The sequence below is a fragment of the Mediterraneibacter sp. ICN-202921 genome (assembly GCF_037890075.1).
Lineage (GTDB): Bacteria > Bacillota > Clostridia > Lachnospirales > Lachnospiraceae > Mediterraneibacter > Mediterraneibacter massiliensis.
In genome coordinates, this window is record NZ_JBBKBE010000005.1 from 85,019 (window position 1) to 102,804 (window position 17,786).

The 17,786-nt window shown below is 41.1% G+C and carries 17 protein-coding genes and 1 tRNA gene; all 18 read left to right on the forward strand.

Annotated features, from left to right (window positions below; genetic code table 11):
* The first annotated feature begins 266 nt into the window (after positions 1–266).
* The 18 genes from WKT01_RS06170 (at position 267) to WKT01_RS06255 (ending at position 17,690) form a co-directional block, all read left to right on the forward strand.
* Positions 267–725, forward strand: coding sequence for a RidA family protein (locus tag WKT01_RS06170; RefSeq protein ID WP_059066602.1), 459 nt, complete (start codon positions 267–269; stop codon positions 723–725).
* 24 nt (positions 726–749) lie between these two features.
* Positions 750–1,061, forward strand: a complete 312-nt coding sequence (locus WKT01_RS06175; RefSeq protein ID WP_059066603.1) for a hypothetical protein — start codon at positions 750–752, stop codon at positions 1,059–1,061.
* 12 nt (positions 1,062–1,073) lie between these two features.
* A complete protein-coding gene (locus tag WKT01_RS06180; RefSeq protein WP_340311631.1) occupies positions 1,074–2,549 on the forward strand; it encodes an SLC5 family protein in 1,476 nt (491 codons plus the stop codon).
* Between the two features lie 65 nt (positions 2,550–2,614).
* Positions 2,615–3,619, forward strand: coding sequence for a Gfo/Idh/MocA family protein (locus tag WKT01_RS06185; protein ID WP_117975741.1), 1,005 nt, complete (start codon positions 2,615–2,617; stop codon positions 3,617–3,619).
* 8 nt (positions 3,620–3,627) lie between these two features.
* Positions 3,628–4,356, forward strand: coding sequence for an MBL fold metallo-hydrolase (locus tag WKT01_RS06190; protein WP_270395888.1), 729 nt, complete (start codon positions 3,628–3,630; stop codon positions 4,354–4,356).
* A gap of 13 nt (positions 4,357–4,369) precedes the next feature.
* Positions 4,370–5,545 carry a M20 family metallopeptidase gene (locus WKT01_RS06195; protein ID WP_117975743.1) on the forward strand — a complete coding sequence of 392 codons (1,176 nt, stop codon included), beginning with the start codon at positions 4,370–4,372 and terminating at the stop codon, positions 5,543–5,545.
* A 4-nt stretch (positions 5,546–5,549) separates the two neighbouring features.
* Entirely contained in the window at positions 5,550–6,659 is a 1,110-nt protein-coding gene (locus WKT01_RS06200) for an aminotransferase class V-fold PLP-dependent enzyme (protein ID WP_117975744.1), read from the forward strand.
* A 231-nt stretch (positions 6,660–6,890) separates the two neighbouring features.
* Positions 6,891–8,264: an extracellular solute-binding protein gene (locus WKT01_RS06205; RefSeq protein ID WP_340311632.1), complete on the forward strand. Its 1,374-nt coding sequence runs from the start codon at positions 6,891–6,893 to the stop codon at positions 8,262–8,264.
* Between the two features lie 16 nt (positions 8,265–8,280).
* Positions 8,281–9,870: a helix-turn-helix transcriptional regulator gene (locus tag WKT01_RS06210; RefSeq protein WP_117975614.1), complete on the forward strand. Its 1,590-nt coding sequence runs from the start codon at positions 8,281–8,283 to the stop codon at positions 9,868–9,870.
* A gap of 175 nt (positions 9,871–10,045) precedes the next feature.
* Positions 10,046–10,729 (forward strand): TIGR00266 family protein, encoded by a 684-nt coding sequence (locus tag WKT01_RS06215; RefSeq protein ID WP_117975613.1) that lies wholly within the window; start codon positions 10,046–10,048, stop codon positions 10,727–10,729.
* 21 nt (positions 10,730–10,750) lie between these two features.
* The gene (locus WKT01_RS06220) at positions 10,751–11,494 is read left to right on the forward strand and encodes a hypothetical protein (protein WP_117975612.1); all 744 of its coding nucleotides are present in this window, start codon (positions 10,751–10,753) and stop codon (positions 11,492–11,494) included.
* 41 nt (positions 11,495–11,535) lie between these two features.
* Positions 11,536–13,014 (forward strand): hypothetical protein, encoded by a 1,479-nt coding sequence (locus WKT01_RS06225; RefSeq protein WP_117975611.1) that lies wholly within the window; start codon positions 11,536–11,538, stop codon positions 13,012–13,014.
* Between the two features lie 536 nt (positions 13,015–13,550).
* Positions 13,551–14,003, forward strand: a complete 453-nt coding sequence (locus WKT01_RS06230; RefSeq protein WP_117975610.1) for an Hsp20/alpha crystallin family protein — start codon at positions 13,551–13,553, stop codon at positions 14,001–14,003.
* 155 nt (positions 14,004–14,158) lie between these two features.
* Positions 14,159–15,469 carry a putative ABC transporter permease gene (locus tag WKT01_RS06235; protein WP_117975609.1) on the forward strand — a complete coding sequence of 437 codons (1,311 nt, stop codon included), beginning with the start codon at positions 14,159–14,161 and terminating at the stop codon, positions 15,467–15,469.
* Between the two features lie 128 nt (positions 15,470–15,597).
* Positions 15,598–15,668, forward strand: a tRNA-Gly gene (locus WKT01_RS06240).
* 116 nt (positions 15,669–15,784) lie between these two features.
* A complete protein-coding gene (locus WKT01_RS06245; RefSeq protein ID WP_340311633.1) occupies positions 15,785–16,426 on the forward strand; it encodes a YesL family protein in 642 nt (213 codons plus the stop codon).
* Positions 16,423–17,016 (forward strand): xanthine phosphoribosyltransferase, encoded by a 594-nt coding sequence (locus WKT01_RS06250; RefSeq protein WP_117975607.1) that lies wholly within the window; start codon positions 16,423–16,425, stop codon positions 17,014–17,016. Before WKT01_RS06245 ends, WKT01_RS06250 begins: the two co-directional genes overlap by 4 nt.
* Positions 17,016–17,690 carry an HAD family hydrolase gene (locus WKT01_RS06255; protein WP_340311634.1) on the forward strand — a complete coding sequence of 225 codons (675 nt, stop codon included), beginning with the start codon at positions 17,016–17,018 and terminating at the stop codon, positions 17,688–17,690. The genes WKT01_RS06250 and WKT01_RS06255 overlap by 1 nt, the downstream gene beginning before the upstream one ends.
* Positions 17,691–17,786 lie beyond the last annotated feature (96 nt).

The following is a 17,786-nucleotide window of genomic DNA, read 5'->3' on the forward strand; positions in this document are numbered from 1 at the left end:
ATATTTAAAATTTCAAACAAATTGTATTGCTTTTTGGTGGCGAAATAATGATGAAAAATATGGAAAACAAGAAAAATATAGTGGAAATAGGTGCAAAAAACAAAAAAATTGTTGAATATGCATAAAAATATGAGATATAATTATGTAAATTTACTATTTACAAAAATCAAATTAATTGTTAGTATTCAAATAAATAGTTTGATTAATCAAAAAGCACGTGTGAAATGAAAGTAACTAGAAAATTTAGCAAAGACGGAGGTTGAAATATGAGTGCAGAGGAAAGAGTAAAGGAATTAGGTATTATTCTTCCTATTCCTGCAAAGCCGGTAGCAGAATATGTCCCTGTGAAGCAGGTGGGAAAGCTCTTATATATATCAGGGCAGGATTGTAAAAAAGATGGAAAACTTCTTTATGAAGGAAAAGTCGGAAAAGAGCTTACTGTAGAGCAAGGCCAGGAAGCGGCAAGGCAGTGTATGATTAACGCGCTTGCAGTTTTGAAACAATATTTAGGAAATTTGGATGAGATAAAGCAAGTTGTGAAAGTATTAGGTTTTGTCAATTCTGCGGATGGGTTTGTGCTGCAGCCGGCGGTGATAAATGGGGGATCAAAGTTATTGGTAGAAGTATTTGGCGAAGATGGAAGACACAGCAGAAGCGCGATATCTTCAAATGAATTGCCTTTTAATACACCGGTAGAAATTGAATTGATCGTGGAAATAAAGTAAAAGGATGATAGAGGAGGAGAGAGAATGGATATCATTACAATTTTGATCATGGCATCGATCGTAGCGTCTACGCTTTTGATGATCATTGGACCGATTTTGGAATTCAGAGGTAAAATTTTCTTCTTAGAAAGCAAACATGCACCTGTTACGAGCAAACGGTACGGAATGTGGATCATGGCATTGGGAGCGGCTATGTTTATAGGCGGATGTGTATTGAGGAGTATGATCTCCGGACAGATCATCAATATTCTTGTTCTTGGAGGATATGCGGTATGGTTTGTAGGCGGCTTTATTAGCGTAAGCCGAAATGAGGTTATTAAGATGTTAGAAAAATAAGGGGGTGTTTTTGTGAATATTTCATTTCTTGATATTGCAATTATGGTATTATATTTAGTGTTCACATTATTTATAGGATACTATGTCTCAAAAAAAGTAAATGGTTTTGAGGATTTTGCCTTGGGCGGCCGGTCGTTTGGCCCATTTGCCCTGGCGGCAACATTTGGAGCAACGAATTTTTCTACATGGAGTATGGTCGGAAAGCCTGGTGTTGTTTATAATTCTGGTATCTCGGTTGTGTGGATCGCGCTGAATGCCTGTGCTTGTGTGCTGGCAGCGGTCGTGTTTGTGCCTATTTATCGTAAGTTGCGTTATACAACGATGTCAGAGATTTTTGAAGACAGATATGACGGAAAGGTACGAAGTGTGATCAGTGTGATCTGGGTCATTGCAGATACAATGAACCGCATGGGTGTTACTACTTATGCGGCGGCAGTGATTATAAGTCTGTTATTCGATATTCCTTTGTGGATTGTGATCATTGGTACAGCGATCATCGTTTTGATCTATACCTATCTTGGCGGTCTGACATCCGTTGTTGTAACAGATGTTATTCAATTCGTCCTGATGTGGATCGGCTTATTTATTGGAATGGTATTTATTTTTAAAGAATTTGGCGGATGGACTGGACTGGTTGATGCTGTTCCGGCGGAAATCATGGAAATTGTTCCCGGAATCGAACATCCAAACGGATGGCCGTATATTATCGCGATGACATTATTAGGCTTCCCTTATTTTATTACGAGTCAGTTTGTTATGCAGCGTGGATTGGGAGCCAAAACAGTAAATGTTGCCAGATGGGGAATTTTATTTGCAGGACTGATTGCAATCCCAATGGCGATCATGGAGATCCTTCCGGGAATTGCTGCGAAAGCAATGCTTGATCCAGCTACTGTTGCGTCTATGAATCCGGATATGGTCGGACCGACTATCTTTATGCAGTTATTGCCGACAGGGTTATTAGGAATTTTCTTTTTCGCACTTATAGCAGCCGGGCTGTCTACTGCTGATTCAGCACTGTGCGCTTCTTCTTCTTTGATCACAGAAGATTTTTATAGAAAATGGAAGCCAAATGAATCTTCAGAAAAGTATTTAAAAGTGTCTCGTATCGTAACGATCATCATGGCTGTTTTGGGAACATGTTGGGCATTGTTAGTGCCAAAGATCGGCGGCGCATTGAATGCGATCCTGAATGTAATTGCGATAACAGATATGCCAATATTTGTAATTATTGTTTTAGGATTATTTATTAAGAAGATAAATGCGACAGGAGCATTGGCAGGACTGCTTGCAGGAACAGTGTGCGGAGCAATCGTATCCTTTACCGGAACCGGCGGGATCCAGGCACTGGCAGCTACAACGGCCACAAGTACATGTGTATCATTGATTGTTTGTCTGTTTGTTTCTTATCTGACAAGAAGAAGTACAGTGGAAGAAAATAGAATGAGTAAGTTCTTTAACAGAATTTCTATGCCGGAAGAAGAGTAATGAAAAGAAGAGGGTGTCTTAATTTGCAGGATTAAGGGGCCCTCTTTGATAAGTAGGAGGTTTATATGAAAAAAGTTAAGTTTGGAATTGTAGGAGTTGGAGACTTTGGGGTCATGCATATTCAGGCATTAAAACAATTGCCTGAGGCGGAAGTCCATGCAGTCAGCTGTAGAACAGAAAGCCGATTGAAAACAATCTGTGAGAAATATAAAATTCCTAATTGGTATACGAATGTGGATGATCTTATGAATGATCCGGAGATCGATGTGATCATTGTTGCTACAGGGGAGGATACACATTACAGCTTTACAGAGAAGGCGATCCGGGCCGGAAAACATGTGTTATTAGAAAAACCCATTTGTTTAAATATGGAAGATGGGAAAAAGCTGCTAGAATTAGAGCAAAGTACGGATCTATATATTTTGCCGGGACATATCTTACGTTATGACGCATCTTACAATAATGCTTATAGAATATTACAAAATGAAGATATGTATGGTAAAATTTTATCCATCAGAGTAAAAAGAAACGTACCGATCGAGAGATTTTCGCTGCATTCAAGAACACATCCGGTTTTTATGGCATTGGCGCATGACATAGATATCATTACATGGCTGACAGATTCTCACATAAAAAGCGTCTGCGGGATCCAGAAAAAATCGAAAGAGGAATATAGAAGTCCTGATATTGTGTTTGGGATCGCAGAAATGGAAAATGGCGTAGTATGTAATCTGGAAACGCAGTGGAGGCTGCCTAATGAATTTGGACAGTATTTGGATACGGAATTGACAGTGATGACGGAAAAAGGGCAGTTGAAATTGAATTGTCCGGGGAATACACTTGTATCTATGTTTGATGGAAAGTTAGAAAGTCATGACATGACATTATGGCCGGAAATCAACGGTGAGATTACAGGAGCTTTGGTAAACGAAAATAAGCATATGATCGATCTGGTTTTGGGGAGAACGAAGAAACCGGTCGTTACTGTTGAACAGGCAGTGCGCGGTATTGAATTTTGCCAGTATTTAATTGAATCTTGTAATACCGGTAAAATTGTGGAAAGGGGATGAATAGCCAAATGAGATTAACGGAAGATATTTACTTGGTGGGAAGTGCGGAATTTGGGCTTTCCAATGCCTATGACTGTCATGTCTATTTGATCGATGGCGGCGAGGAAGCGGCATTGATCGACTGCGGCGTGGGCTATGATACCGGACAGATCATCCGAAATATAGAAAAATATATAGATATAAAAAGATTGAAAAAAGTATATCTTACACATCTGCATGCGGATCATTGCGGGGGTGGAAGGGATCTGCAGGAGTTTGGGATAAAAATCGCCGCGCCCCGAAATGAATGGGAAGATATGCAGGCGCATCCGGATGAGGTAAGAGAAGCTTATGAAATTTCTCAAAATTCAGGGTGTTATCCGGAAGGCGAAGAATTTATTTTTCCAAATCCTGACTTGTATGTGACGGATGGAGAAGAACTTAAAGTAGGAAAATATACAGTAAGATGTATTGAATTACGTGGGCACAGCGCAGGGCTGATGGCATATTTTTTAGATGATGGGAAAAGAAAGATCCTGTTTTCCGGAGATTATGTCTTTGTCAATGGACTAGTCGGCCTGTTGAATTGTCCGGGCTGTGATCTATCTTTATATAGACAAGATATTAAAAAATTAAAAGGACTTGAAGCAGATATATTATTGCCGGGACATCGGATGGTCGTAATGGATCGTGCGCAGGAACATATAGACAAAGCGATTTATCATATGTCCAGAGCATTTATTCCGCCGTCGTTTTAAGAGTGAGAAGAGTATGAAAAGAGAAATCAGTCAGATATTAAAAGAGTTTGTTGAAATTCCAAGTGTAAATCCGGGAGATTGTAAGTTAGAAGACAACGATTTTTTCGGAGAAGCTGCTTTTGTGGACCATGTGTATGAAATGTGCTGTGCAAAGGGGTATTATTGTGAGAAACAAGAAGTGCTGCCCGGCAGATATAATCTGTTGATCTGTATGAGTGAGCGTTTAGGAGAGAAACCGATCGTTTTGTTTCAGACGCACAGCGACGTCGTAGATGTAAAAGAGATGAAAGACGCATTTTCTCCAAAGATCTGTGAAGGGAAACTGTGGGGACGAGGAAGCTGTGACGCCAAAGGGCAGCTGTGCGCAATGCTTTTGGCAATGGGAAAATTGAAGGAACAAAAGGAAAAACTTCCGTTTGATCTCTGTCTGGCTTTGTGCTGTGATGAAGAATTTCAGCATAGAGGCGTGGATGAATTTTTAAATTGGAAATATAGAGATAAGGTTGTTTTTGCTGTGGTTGGTGAGCCGACGGAATTAAGACTTGCTTCAGCATGTAAAGGAAGTATTCGCTTTTGTATAGAGACAACAGGAATTGCAGCACATACATCTATGCCGGAAAAGGGAGAAAATGCGATTTATTTAATGGCAAAGATCATCCAGATCTTTCAAAATAAAATCGAAAAGCAGACAGTATGCAGATGTGACTCTGCATGCAAAAACGCAACAGTAGCTGTGTCGCTGATACAAGGGGGGACGATCGTAAACTCGGTTCCTGACCACTGTGTTATTCATGTAGACAGAAGGATGATACCGGGGGAAACATGGGAAACTGTATATCAAGAGATCCAAGATATGGTTTGGGAAGAATTAAGTGAAAGCGAAAAAGCTCGTGTTATATTCCAAAAACCGTATTTGACAGATCCGTCTTATGGAACGAAACTAGAAGAATATAGGAAGAGGATCGTCGGTGGAGTCTTGCATAAGCATGGCTTGCATGAACAGATCATAGGTTTGCCCTATGGATGTGACGCAAGCAAGTTAGCGAAATGGGGAATCCCGGTGTTTGTTTTTGGACCCGGTTCCATAGAACAGGCACATACGAAAGAGGAATACATTGAAATCGATCAAATTGTGAAAGCGTCAGAAGTATTAAAAGACTTGGTCTTGAAACTGACAGAGAAGGAGTGAGAGCATGGGAGCTTTGGAAGAAATTATTCGTGATATAAGAAGTACGGCGCAAAAATGCTACTTAGATACAGGCGCCATGTCTTTGATGCCAAAAGCCGTGTTTGAAGCGGTTGAAGATTTTCATGAGAGCCGCAGAAGAAATGGACCGTCATTTGCAGAGTATTGGAAAGAAGTGGACACGCTGCGAAGCAGAACCGCGCAATTGATCGGAAGTGATCCGGAAGAGATCATGTTTTTGCAGAATACTTCTATGGGGATCAATCTGGCGGCAAAAGCTGTGGATCTAAAAGAGGGAGACAATGTTGTTGTTACCAATATAGAATTTCCCTCCAATATATATCCATGGATGAATCTGGAATCACAAGGTGTAGAAGTGAGGATGATAGATGTAAATGATGGAATACTTAATGAGGAAAAACTGGCAAAGATATGCGACGAAAAAACGAAGGCCCTGAGCATAAGCTGGGTACAGTCGTCAAACGGTATGGTGACAGATCTGCAGCTGTGCAGTGAATTTTGTCAGGCGCATAATATCATATTTGTCGTGGATGCGATACAGGGACTCGGCGTGTTGCCGATCGATGTGAAGAAGGTGCACATAGATTTTTTGATAAGCGGATTTTTTAAATGGCTTTTGGGACCTGATGGAATCGCATTTGTTTATATCAATCAAGAAATACTGGGAGATCTGAAAAATCCATTTATCGGCTGGGCAGGGATGAAAAATAAGTTTGATTACACCACATATAAATTTGACCTGCCGTTGGAAGCCAGGCGGTATGAAACCGGGAATATGAATTTTTCCGGAATTTTTGGAGCGAGGCAAGGAGTAGAAATTATTTTAGAACATCAAGAAGAGATATGTAAAAAAGTACAAAACCTAACACAGTATTTGAGAGACGCGGTCCAAAGGCTGGATGGAGCAGAAGTCTTGTCTCCGACAGAAGGAGAAATGGCGGGAATCACACTCATAGGCTGCAGAGATTCGAAACAAAAATATGAGATGCTGCAAAAGAAAGGAATAACAGTAAATTATAGGAATGGAATACGAGTTTCTTTGCATTTTTATAATACAACGGAGGATATTGATCGTTTTATAGATACTATCCAATAACATAGCAATTGAAGCCCCCCTGCTCCATAGGTGCGTGATCGCCTATGAGGCAGGGGAATTTTATAGTAAGTATCCGTGATGAATGAGAAAAAAATGTAAGGATGTCATAAATGGGTGTAAAGATTGATTGTGCAAGGAGAAAAATTCAGTTATAATATAAATAGTTATAATGAGTACGAAATATTTGTACATAACGCAGAAAAGCATGGTGGAATTATCGGGGGGAATAATATGAAAAGGCTTAGAAAAAAGTGTTTCGTAACAACGGGGATTATGTTTGGTCTATTGGCATTGATACTTTCTGCTTGTGCTAGCAAAGAAAAGCAAAAGAAGCCGGTTACATTGACAATATGGCATGTCTATGGCGGACAGACAGATTCTCCTTTAAATGATATGATTGAAGAATTTAATACTACTGTCGGTGCTGCGGAAGGAATAAAATTGCAGGTGACAGTAGTTTCGAACACAAATAATATTCATGATGCGGTCTTGCGAGCGGCGAATGATGAGCCGGGGGCATCGGAACTTCCGGATATGTTTATCTCCTATCCAAAGACCATATTAGCTATGCCGGATCCGGATATTTTAGTAGACTACAGAGAGTATTTTTCAGAAGAAGAATTAGCAGCGTATATTCCTTCATTTTTAGAAGAGGGAACTATAGAGGGTCGGCTTGTTTCATTTCCACTTGCAAAATCGACAGAAATTATGTTCATTGACAAAACGCTGTTCGATCGCTTTTCAGATGCCACAGGTGCCAAATTAGAACAATTAAATACATGGGAAGGATTATTTGATCTTTCTATAGAGTATTATAAGTGGACAGACGAGCAAACGCCGGAAATTGAAGGGGATGGAAAAACATTTTTTGTGCATGATTATCATTTTAATTATTTTCAGGTCGGTACGGAATCTATGGGGGAATCGTTCTTTGAAAATGGGGATATTGCTTATGGAAAAAAATTTGAAAAGGCCTGGGTACCTTATGCTAAAGCAGCCATACAGGGTGGAGTGTGGTTGAATGAAGGGTATGCGACAGAACCGCTCCGTACAGGAAACGCTGTGGTTAGTGTGGCTTCATCTGCAAGTGTTCTCTATTATGAAGACATTGTAACATATGAGGACAATCGTTCTGAAAATATTGAGGTCATTGCGAAGCCGGTGCCTTATTTTACAGAGGAAAAGAAAATGGTCATGCAGAGAGGAGCTGGTTTTTGTACAGTAAAATCTACACCGCAAAAGGAACAGGCAGCGGCAACATTTTTGAAATGGCTGACAGAACCAGAGAATAATGTTCGCTTTGTAACACAAGTCGGATATATGCCGGTGACAGAAAAAGCGTTTGATGTTCTTCCGAAAGCATTGGAAGAATTAAGCGATCCAAAATATAAAAGCTTATATGAGGCCTTCATTGAAACTCAGGCTTTCTATGTGTTTTATACTCCGCCACAGTTGGAATCTTATCTGACATTGGAAACAGCTTTTGAAGAAAAGGCAAGAAGTGAACTTCGTATTGCAAACAAGAGTTGGAAGACAGGAGAAAAAGATGTAGGAACACTGACTGCCGAAGCGTTAGAACATTTGAAGGAGTCTATGCAAAAATAGGCCGAGGGGGAAGTGGATGAAGCATACGATAAGAGAAGCAAAAAGATTCCTTAAGTTTTTTTCGGAGCGAAAGATATCTCTGCAGTGGAAAATGATGCTGTATTTAATCTCTCTGATTTTGTTTGGACTGGGAATAGCAGTTGTTCTTTGGGTAGCGATCGGAGGTTTTGGAAGGACAGAGGAAAAAATTGCACGAGCATTGGAGCAGCAGTTATATCAGTCTTCAGAAGAAGTGGAAGAAGAATTAGAAGAATATGCCGGCTATGCACTTCAGATGTCTAAACGATTGGGAAAAGAGCTAGATGATTTTTTAGAAATGAAGGAAACGACACTTTCTGATCTGAATAATAAGGGAGAACTTTTAACGGAAGCGCAGGATATTTTATATACAGAGACGAATACGACTATTCGGATGGGACGCAGCAGCGGAGCTTTTGCGGTATTAGACGCAACTGTCAATACGGAAATAGCAAATGCGGCCCATTCTCGCAGCGGAGTATATCTCCGCTTGATCAACGTGAGCAGCAATGTGGTTTTGAGCCCGGAGACAATCCTGTTCCGAGGCAGTCCGGAGATTGCCAGAGCATATGGGTTAGAACTCCATAACCGGTGGAATTTGGAATTTAATACAGAAGTTTTGCCCGGTTGGGATGAGTATAGTGATAAGGAGAGCGTTTCACAAGGAGATTACTTCTGGTCGTATCGGATGAAGTTACCGGATACATGGGAAGATATTATGGTACTTACAGTGCCGATCCTAGGAAGAAACGGAGAGTATTATGGTATCTGCGGGGTGGAACTCAATCATGTACATTTTAAATTGGAATATCCGTCGAAAGAAAGTACTTATGGAGCAATGGTATCTCTGGTCGCTCCAATGGAAGGCTCTTATGTATGTGTGGATAAGGGAATGACAGGCAATACAGAAGGAACCTGGTTAGCAGAAACGGAAAAGCTTCTGCTTGAAGAAAGAAAAGGATATAATGTCTATCATGGACAGAAGAAAGATTACTATGGTTTAAATGAAACTATAGATTTTCAAATGCAGGGGGCAGACAAGTGGGTGACTGCAGTACTGATACCAAAAGAAGACTGTGATCAGCGCATTTCCAGAAATCGTTTTTATACTATGATAGGCGTCGGAGGCTTTATTTTATTGATGTATCTGGTTGCTATGTATTTGTCGAGACGTTTTGTCCGGCCCATACTAAAAAGTTTTCAAGATGTGCAGGAAGGGAAAGAATTAGAGAATCGACATTCTAATATTAAAGAATTAGAAGCCCTGTATCGATATATCAGTGAAAAAGATAAGGAAATCTCAGTCAACGACCTTCCGCCGCAGATAGAAGAATTACTGAGACAATTTGCGGAAAATGTGAAGGAACTGACGAGAGCAGAGTATACGATTTTTCATTATTATATAGAAGGATATGAGCTAGCTCAGATTCCAATGATCGCATGTGTCAGTATGAGTACAATAAAAAAGCATAACGGAAATATTTATCGCAAACTGGGGATATCATCAAATGATGAATTGATGATGTATATAGATCTTTTCCGCAGATGTGATTGCCTGGGACGTTTGGAGAGAAAAGAGAAGAATTGAATAAGAATTAGTGAAAAAGCACAAAAGATTACTGCATCTTTTGTGCTTTTTGCATGGTATACCAGGTCTACTTTTGCCTTTAAGTAGGAAAAGTAGACCTGGTTCCATAGAATGAGAAAAGCAGACATGGTATTGTAATGGCATAAAATAAAAGGAAGAAAGCGAGGAAAGATGAATGAAGAAATATGAGATTTTAGGAGGAAATTTACCGGTTGTTGTCTGCGAGTTATCAGCAGGAGAATCCATGATCACTGAAAGTGGAAGTATGAGTTGGATGAGTCCTAACATGAAAATGGAAACAGTTTCCGGAGGTGGTGCCAAGAAAATGTTCGGCAGACTAATGTCAGGAGATTCTATGTTTCAGAATAAATTCACTGCCGAAGGCGGGGAAGGCATCGTCTCATTTGCATCTAGTTTTCCAGGAGAGATTAAAGCGTTAGATATTCGTGCAGGAAGTTCCATGATCGTACAAAAAAGTGCGTTTTTAGCTTCCGAGGAAGGGGTAGAGCTGTCTATGCATTTTCAAAAAAAGCTGGGCAAGGGAATGTTCGGCGGAGAAGGCTTTATCATGCAGAGGTTGAGCGGAAATGGCGTTGCATTTATTGAAATCGACGGCAGTGCGATTGAATATGATTTGCACGCCGGACAAGAACTTTTACTCAGTACAGGATATCTTGCAGCAATGGAAGAAAGCTGTACGATGGATATTGTGGCTGTAAAAGGAGCAAAAAATATGCTGCTTGGCGGGGAAGGGATTTTTAATACGATTGTCAGAGGACCAGGAAAAGTGATTTTGCAGACCATGCCGATCAGTAAGGTGGCAGAATTACTGCTTCCGCTTTTATCGGACAAGAAATAAAAAGAAAGAGGAGAGAGTATTATGAAGAAAAAAATGCGCTGTATATGTATGTTCATTTGTATTATCAGTATAGTATTTATAACCGGATGTGGAGGTGGTTCTTCAAAAGAGAAAAGCCCTTATGAAGGAAAATGGATAGCTGTCTCTGCGCAGATGATGGGAATGTCTGTTGGAATTGAAGATACTTTTGGAGGAGCATTTGAATTTGAAGTGAAGAGTGGAGGTAAAGTGCGTGTTCTCATTGGTGAAGACACGGGGGAAGGCAAGTGGTCAGTGGAAGAAGATCAATTTACTTTAACAATTGAAGGAGAAGACATGATTGGAGTGATCAGAGAAGATACAATTTCTTTTGATGACATGCTGGGAATGGGGGTAAAGATTATTTTTGCCAAAGAGGGAACTGAAGCTATGGATCCGGACTTGTATCTGACGGATGAAGAAAGTGCGGTATTAGGCGAATGGATGTCAGAAAGTGTAGAAGAACTTCTGGGAGACGGACCACAGACCACGATGGAAGGGGTAGAGGATATTCATGATGCATTACGATTGAATTTTAAAAATGACAGAAATGTTGAAGTAGTGTATAAAGGACAGGAAATAGGTACATTTCCATGGTCTGCAGCTTTAGGATATTGTACGATCGAGACAGAAACCCCGGCTATATATGTGACCATGAATGAGGATGGGACGTTGGAGGCAGAGTATAGTGATGAGGAGGATTATTATACTTTTCATTGTATAAAAAATGATGCAGAAGAAAACTAGAGTATGAATAAATCTAAAATCTGAGAGGAGAACAGATTTTTATGAGGAAGAGAAAATGGTGTTTTGTATCTGTGACCATGTGCATGTTGTTGTTGACAGCCTGTGAACAGAAAATGGAAACAGCAGAAAAGAAACAATTCACAGAACAATCTGCGGAGGATAAATTTAAGGATCGGCAACATATAGATTTAGGATTATTTAAAGTCTATTATCCGGAATCCTGGAAATATGATAAAGAAAATATGCAGAAGGAAGAACAATATGCCGGTGTAACATTTTTCGACGGAGAAACAAGAGAGGATTCGACATATGAAGTGACAGTATCAGCAGAGAGTGAGGAGGCGTATAGTTTTCGGAAGGGACTGGAGGCATATGGAGTTGAATTAAAAGACTATGCCGATGGAAAACTGGAAACCTTGCTTATCGGCAATGCAGAATACACGACGCTCGAAAAGGAAGATTCGGGAAGCAATTGTTATCAATACCGTCATGAGCCGTCAGGAGTCTCGTATATGGTTACAGTCAATGGCGGTACAGAAGATGAAGAAGTGAAAGAATTATTAGAAGGTATTTGGCTGGAATTGAAAGATGAAGGAAAAACGGATGCACCTTGGCCGTGGGAAGGGGAAATATTCCAGCCGACATTGACACAGCAAATGGTGGGCGCATACACGATTGTGCCGGAATATATTCCATTTGAAGAAGCGCAGGGAACTATGCAGATTATGGAACACAAATTTTACAAGCAGGGAGATCAAATATTCCATTTAGCAGAAAACAAACTGGATACATATGAATATTCAGAAGAGGGGATGAAATTTGTTTCTTCTATGGAACTGGATGATGAATATGAATATATATCTGCCGATCCTAATGGAATGCTCTATCTTTCGCAGGGGATTTTTGAGGTGATCGGAGTAAAAGACGGTCAAAAAGCATTACAGACAACGATAACAGGTGACCTGACCATGCATCCGTCCGGTGAATGGGGAATTAGTTTTTGGGTAAACAGTGATACGCAGAAGATTACGAATAAAGAGGGAAATCTGACAGCAGCGCCATGGATCTTGACAGGACTAAATGACGATACCGCAAGAGAAGGTCCATTTTCCATGTTGGACGATGTGGAGATTTCGAATCAGCATATCTTAGTAGCAGGAAAAATTGCCGCCGAAGAAGACAATACAAAAATTATTGTTTATGACTATGAGGGAAACCAGCTTATGGAATTAGGCGGAGCAGATATCAGTGATCCGGATAAGCTGGGTAGTATCACAGGCATGGCAGAAACCGAGAATGGTTTTGTAGCTATAGACGGAAACATGAGAAGCATACAGTTTTGGGATAAGGAAGGCGTACATGTGGGTGTTGTCAGGACAGAAGATATTTTCGGTACCGATTATCCATGGTTGGAAGATATGCAGCTTTTAGATGATGGGGCGGTCTTGATTATGGCTACGCAGGAAAGGGAAGACGGATCCGCCAATGAACTTATGCTTTTTAAATTGACAGGTTTCTGATAGAAGGAGGCGTTTTTGCCTCCTTTTACTAGTTCTCGGATATTTCTATAACAAGATGTCTGCTGTCATATTGTGATATTTTGAAACTTTATAGTCCATAATAAGAAAGGACAAAGCACGCTGTGTGAACAAGGGAAGAAGCTTTTTAGAAAGGAATGGTTCTCATGGCAACTCGTGAGCTGACTGATACTACAAGAGTTGCATGGAAAGATATAAACATCAAGGCAAAAACAGTTAATGTAGATCACCAGCCCATATAGATGTAACAATGGAAGTGTATAACCATATCATTGATTTTAAGGGGGGTGCAAAAAAACATGAAAAAATTAGCACTCACCTCTTGACAGTGCTAACATACATGTGCTATATAATAAGTAGAACAAAAGGAAAGGAAAAAAGATACAACATATCGTATTTCCGATTCTTTAGATTCCACGCTTACAACACTTGCGAAGGACTTCAAGGGTGCTGATGGCAGCCGCGTAAGCGGTTCATAGAAAATCATGAAAGATAGAAAATGAAAGGAGAAATGACGTATGATGATGCCGAGTATTTTTGGAGAAAATTTATTTGATGATGATTGGATGAGCTTCCCGTTTGAGAGTGATTTCTGGGGAAAGAGAAATCCGCTGTATGGAAAAAACGCAAAAAATATGATGAAAACAGATATCCGGGAACATGATCAAGGATATGAAATCGATATTGATCTTCCTGGCTTCAAGAAAGAAGAGATCAGCGCTCAGCTGGAGGATGGATATCTGACCATATCTGCTTCCAAAGGTTTGGATAAAGAGGAAGAAGACCAGAAAGGCAAATATATCCGTAAAGAGCGTTATGCAGGGGCCATGCAGAGAAGCTTTTACGTAGGGACAGCCCTTACCCAGGAGGATATAAAGGCGAAATATGAAAATGGTATTTTAAGACTTTCCATTCCAAAGAAGGATGAAAAGGCTGTAGAGACGAAAAAGCATATTGCGATCGAAGGATGATAACTAGAGGTACTCATAAAGTAAAGTCCTTATCACATAGAACACCCCGGTTCTCAATAAAATTTGAGAGAGCCGGGATGTTTTTTTCGACAAAAAATTTCTTTTTCGACATAAGTGTGATATGATACCTTCATCAGTAGGAAAGGAAATGAAATATGCAGTATACGATTTATGAGCTGATCTGGTTTTATTATATCTATTCTTTTATAGGATGGGCGGCGGAAGTAGCGGCTGCCGCTTATAAAAGACACACGTTTGTCAACCGGGGGTTTGTAAGCGGACCGCTTTGTCCGATCTATGGCGCCGGAGCGGTGGCAGTAGCGGTATTTCTTCCGGAACTTGCACACCGGCTTGTCTTTTTATTCTTGGGCGGCATGATCATTACGACGTTTATTGAGTATCTGACCGGCAGAGTAATGGAAAAAATGTTCCAGCACAAATGGTGGGATTATTCGAATAAGCGTTTTCAGCTGGATGGGTATATCTGCCTGAAAAATTCCGTACTGTGGGGAGTTTGCTCTGTTGTGATGATCTGCTTTGCCGACCCGTTGCTTTGTGAAGGAATATTATGGCTGCCTCGTTGGATAGGAGAAATTCTGCTGTGGATACTGTCGGGCCTTCTTCTGATCGATTATATAGGTTCTGGACTGGCGATTTTGGGTCTTAAGAAAAAGAATGGAAAGATTGAGCAGATCACAAGTGAATTAAAAAAGACTTCCAAAGTGATAGAAAACGCGATGACCCGGCAGCTTCAGAAACGTATGGTAAAAGCATTTCCCAATATAAGCCAGGAGGATGCTGCCTGCCGGGAAAAACATGTTCCGGCTGTATTTGCGGAAGGGTGTGGATTTTATAAACTGATTTCGCTGTTTTTTATCGGAGCATTTCTGGGGGACATTGTGGAAACGATCTTTTGTCTCATTACGACAGGGCGGCTGATGAGCAGAAGCAGCGTCGTGTATGGACCATTCAGTCTGGTGTGGGGGATCGCGTGTGCGCTTCTGACGTGGATACTGTACAGATACAGAGATAAAAGCGATCGGTATATTTTTGTTTTCGGCACCTTCCTGGGAGGGGCGTATGAATACATATGCAGCGTGTTTACAGAGCTGGTATTTGGAACGGTATTCTGGGATTATAGCAAGATTCCCTTTAATCTGGGCGGAAGGATCAATCTTTTGTATTGCTTTTTCTGGGGGATAGCGGCAGTTGTATGGATGAAAGGCATCTATCCGAAGCTGTCACAGTGGATAGAAAAACTTCCGATGAAGATGGGAAAAGTGTTAAGTATCTGTATGATCGCATTTATGTCTGTGAACATCGTCATATCTGCTCTGGCGCTGGATCGGTATACAGAGCGGCAGACAGCAGAAAGTGCAGAGACGGCGGTCAGTGATTTCTTTGACGAGCATTTTCCGGATGACAGGATGGAAAAGATTTATCCGAATATCATTTTGACAGAATAAACCGCACTTGGTTTTGCATGGTTTTTGCGATTTGATTTTGCTCGGTTTTACCTTTTGCTCGGTTTTTGAAAAAAATACTTGCAATTTGATCTGATATATGATAATATACCACTTGTGTCAGAGATGACGCGGGTGTAGTTCAATGGTAGAACACCAGCCTTCCAAGCTGGATACGTGGGTTCGATTCCCATCACCCGCTTTTTTCATACCCGGAAATAAAATATCCTGTGAGTCTGCGAAAAGCAGACTCTTTATTCATATATAAAGATATGCTATACTATACGCGTATGGAACAAAGAAAGGTGATACGTAGTTATGAAATTTAATATGATGGATAATGTGGTTACAAGAGCGCTTTCCCGTATCTGTGATTTTGTGATCCTGAATGTCCTATGGCTGGTCTGTTCTGTCCCGATCGTGACGATCGGCGCTTCCACGGCGGCATTGTATTCTGTAATGCACAAGATCGTAAGAAATGAAGAAGGGTACATAGCAAGGAGCTTTTTCAAGGCGTTTAAAGAGAACTTTAAACAAAGCACGATCATGTGGCTCTTGTTTCTGGTCCTTGGCACGATTCTTTCGGTGGATCTAAATGTGGCGAAGATGTTGGAAGGTACGATGAGACTAGTGTTCCAGGTCATATTTGGATTTTTTAGTTTCTGGCTGTTTGCTGTTTTCCTCTATGCATTTCCATTGACAGCACGGTATGAAAACAGCATAAAAGCGACGTTTAAGAACGCCGTTATCCTGTCCATTGCCAAACTGCCATATACGATCTTGATGATGGTGATCACAGCAGGGCCGGTACTGCTGTCTTTGCTTACAGTCAGAACGCTTCTTGTATCGGTTCCGATCTGGATGGGGATCGGAGTTTCTATAGTAGCATGGTTAAATGCGTATATTTTAAAGTGGGTATTTAAAATATTTGAGACGGATCAGGAGGGGAATAAAGGATGAATTTTTTAGAAGAACGAATCGTAAAAGACGGAGTAGTCAAAGAAGGAAATGTACTAAAGGTAGATAGTTTCCTGAACCATCAGATGGATATTGAGCTGCTGGAACAGATGGGAGAAGAATTCAAGCGCCGTTTTGAGGGGAAGACGATCAATAAGATCCTCACGATCGAGGCTTCGGGTATAGGGATCGCCTGTATCACAGCACAGTATTTCCATGCGCCGGTGGTATTTGCCAAGAAGTCACAGAGCATTAATCTGGATGGAGAGATGTATGTGGCAGAAGTGGAATCTTTCACACATAAATGTAAAAACCATGTGATCGTTGCGCAGAAATTTTTAGGGCCGGAGGATCATGTATTGATCATCGATGATTTCCTTGCGAATGGATGTGCTCTGCAGGGATTGATACAGATCGTACAGGCTGCCGGAGCGACCGTGGAAGGAATCGGGATCGCGATTGAGAAGGGCTTCCAGTCCGGCGGAAGGATCATCAGAAACCTAGGCTTTCAGTTAGAATCTCTGGCAATCGTAGAGGGGATGGACGCACAGACAGGGGAGATCCAGTTCAGACCTCAGAAGGAGAAAGAGTGATGTGGAAAAGACCAGCGCCGATCGAGGGGCTGGTTTTTGATATGGATGGACTTCTTGTGGATTCCGAGAAGATCGTACAGAGATCGTGGGCGTATGCGGGCGAGATATTAGGCTATCCCGATTTTGGCTCTCATATCTACCATACGATCGGGATGAATCTGGCGGGGCGGACAAAATACTTTCAGGAGCATGTATCGAAGGACTTTCCAATGGAGAAATTTACGGTCATAACAAGGGAAAAGTTCCATGAGATCGTGGACAAGGAAGGATTAGACATTAAGCCGGGAGCAAGAGAATTACTCCTCTTTGCCAAAGAACATGGACTTAAGACCGGACTTGCCACATCTTCCCGCAGACAGCACGCCCAGGAAAATCTGACTCGTCTGGGTTTGTTTGCGTATTTTGATGGTATCGTCTGTGGAGATATGGTGTCCAAGAGTAAACCGGCGCCGGAGATTTATGAGAAGGCATGCCGTGAGATTGGTACCGATCCGGAACATACCATTGCGCTTGAAGATGCACCGTCGGGAGTGCAGTCTGCGCACGCTGCAGGCATGCACGTGATCATGATCCCGGATATGGTAGAGCCATCCAAAGAGACAGAGAAACTTCTTTTGTACCGTTTTGATACGTTGTTTGATGTCATAAAGATGTTGGAAGCGATTTTAGTTTAGACGTTTTCGGCTGCCTGATAAAGCAGTCTCTTTCTTTATTCTTAAGAAATTCTTTAAAATCTTATAGCGGCCTCCTTTAGAATTACAGAGTATCCT

Coding starts and splice junctions, on each gene's coding strand:
- WKT01_RS06210 (WP_117975614.1), top strand. CDS start 8,281: ATGAAGCATACGATAAGAGAAGCAAAAAGATTCCTTAAGTTTTTTTCG.
- WKT01_RS06235 (WP_117975609.1), top strand. CDS start 14,159: ATGCAGTATACGATTTATGAGCTGATCTGGTTTTATTATATCTATTCT.
- WKT01_RS06185 (WP_117975741.1), top strand. CDS start 2,615: ATGAAAAAAGTTAAGTTTGGAATTGTAGGAGTTGGAGACTTTGGGGTC.
- WKT01_RS06225 (WP_117975611.1), top strand. CDS start 11,536: ATGAGGAAGAGAAAATGGTGTTTTGTATCTGTGACCATGTGCATGTTG.
- WKT01_RS06250 (WP_117975607.1), top strand. CDS start 16,423: ATGAATTTTTTAGAAGAACGAATCGTAAAAGACGGAGTAGTCAAAGAA.
- WKT01_RS06205 (WP_340311632.1), top strand. CDS start 6,891: ATGAAAAGGCTTAGAAAAAAGTGTTTCGTAACAACGGGGATTATGTTT.
- WKT01_RS06230 (WP_117975610.1), top strand. CDS start 13,551: ATGATGATGCCGAGTATTTTTGGAGAAAATTTATTTGATGATGATTGG.
- WKT01_RS06215 (WP_117975613.1), top strand. CDS start 10,046: ATGAAGAAATATGAGATTTTAGGAGGAAATTTACCGGTTGTTGTCTGC.
- WKT01_RS06200 (WP_117975744.1), top strand. CDS start 5,550: ATGGGAGCTTTGGAAGAAATTATTCGTGATATAAGAAGTACGGCGCAA.
- WKT01_RS06220 (WP_117975612.1), top strand. CDS start 10,751: ATGAAGAAAAAAATGCGCTGTATATGTATGTTCATTTGTATTATCAGT.
- WKT01_RS06190 (WP_270395888.1), top strand. CDS start 3,628: ATGAGATTAACGGAAGATATTTACTTGGTGGGAAGTGCGGAATTTGGG.
- WKT01_RS06245 (WP_340311633.1), top strand. CDS start 15,785: ATGAAATTTAATATGATGGATAATGTGGTTACAAGAGCGCTTTCCCGT.
- WKT01_RS06170 (WP_059066602.1), top strand. CDS start 267: ATGAGTGCAGAGGAAAGAGTAAAGGAATTAGGTATTATTCTTCCTATT.
- WKT01_RS06195 (WP_117975743.1), top strand. CDS start 4,370: ATGAAAAGAGAAATCAGTCAGATATTAAAAGAGTTTGTTGAAATTCCA.
- WKT01_RS06175 (WP_059066603.1), top strand. CDS start 750: ATGGATATCATTACAATTTTGATCATGGCATCGATCGTAGCGTCTACG.
- WKT01_RS06255 (WP_340311634.1), top strand. CDS start 17,016: ATGTGGAAAAGACCAGCGCCGATCGAGGGGCTGGTTTTTGATATGGAT.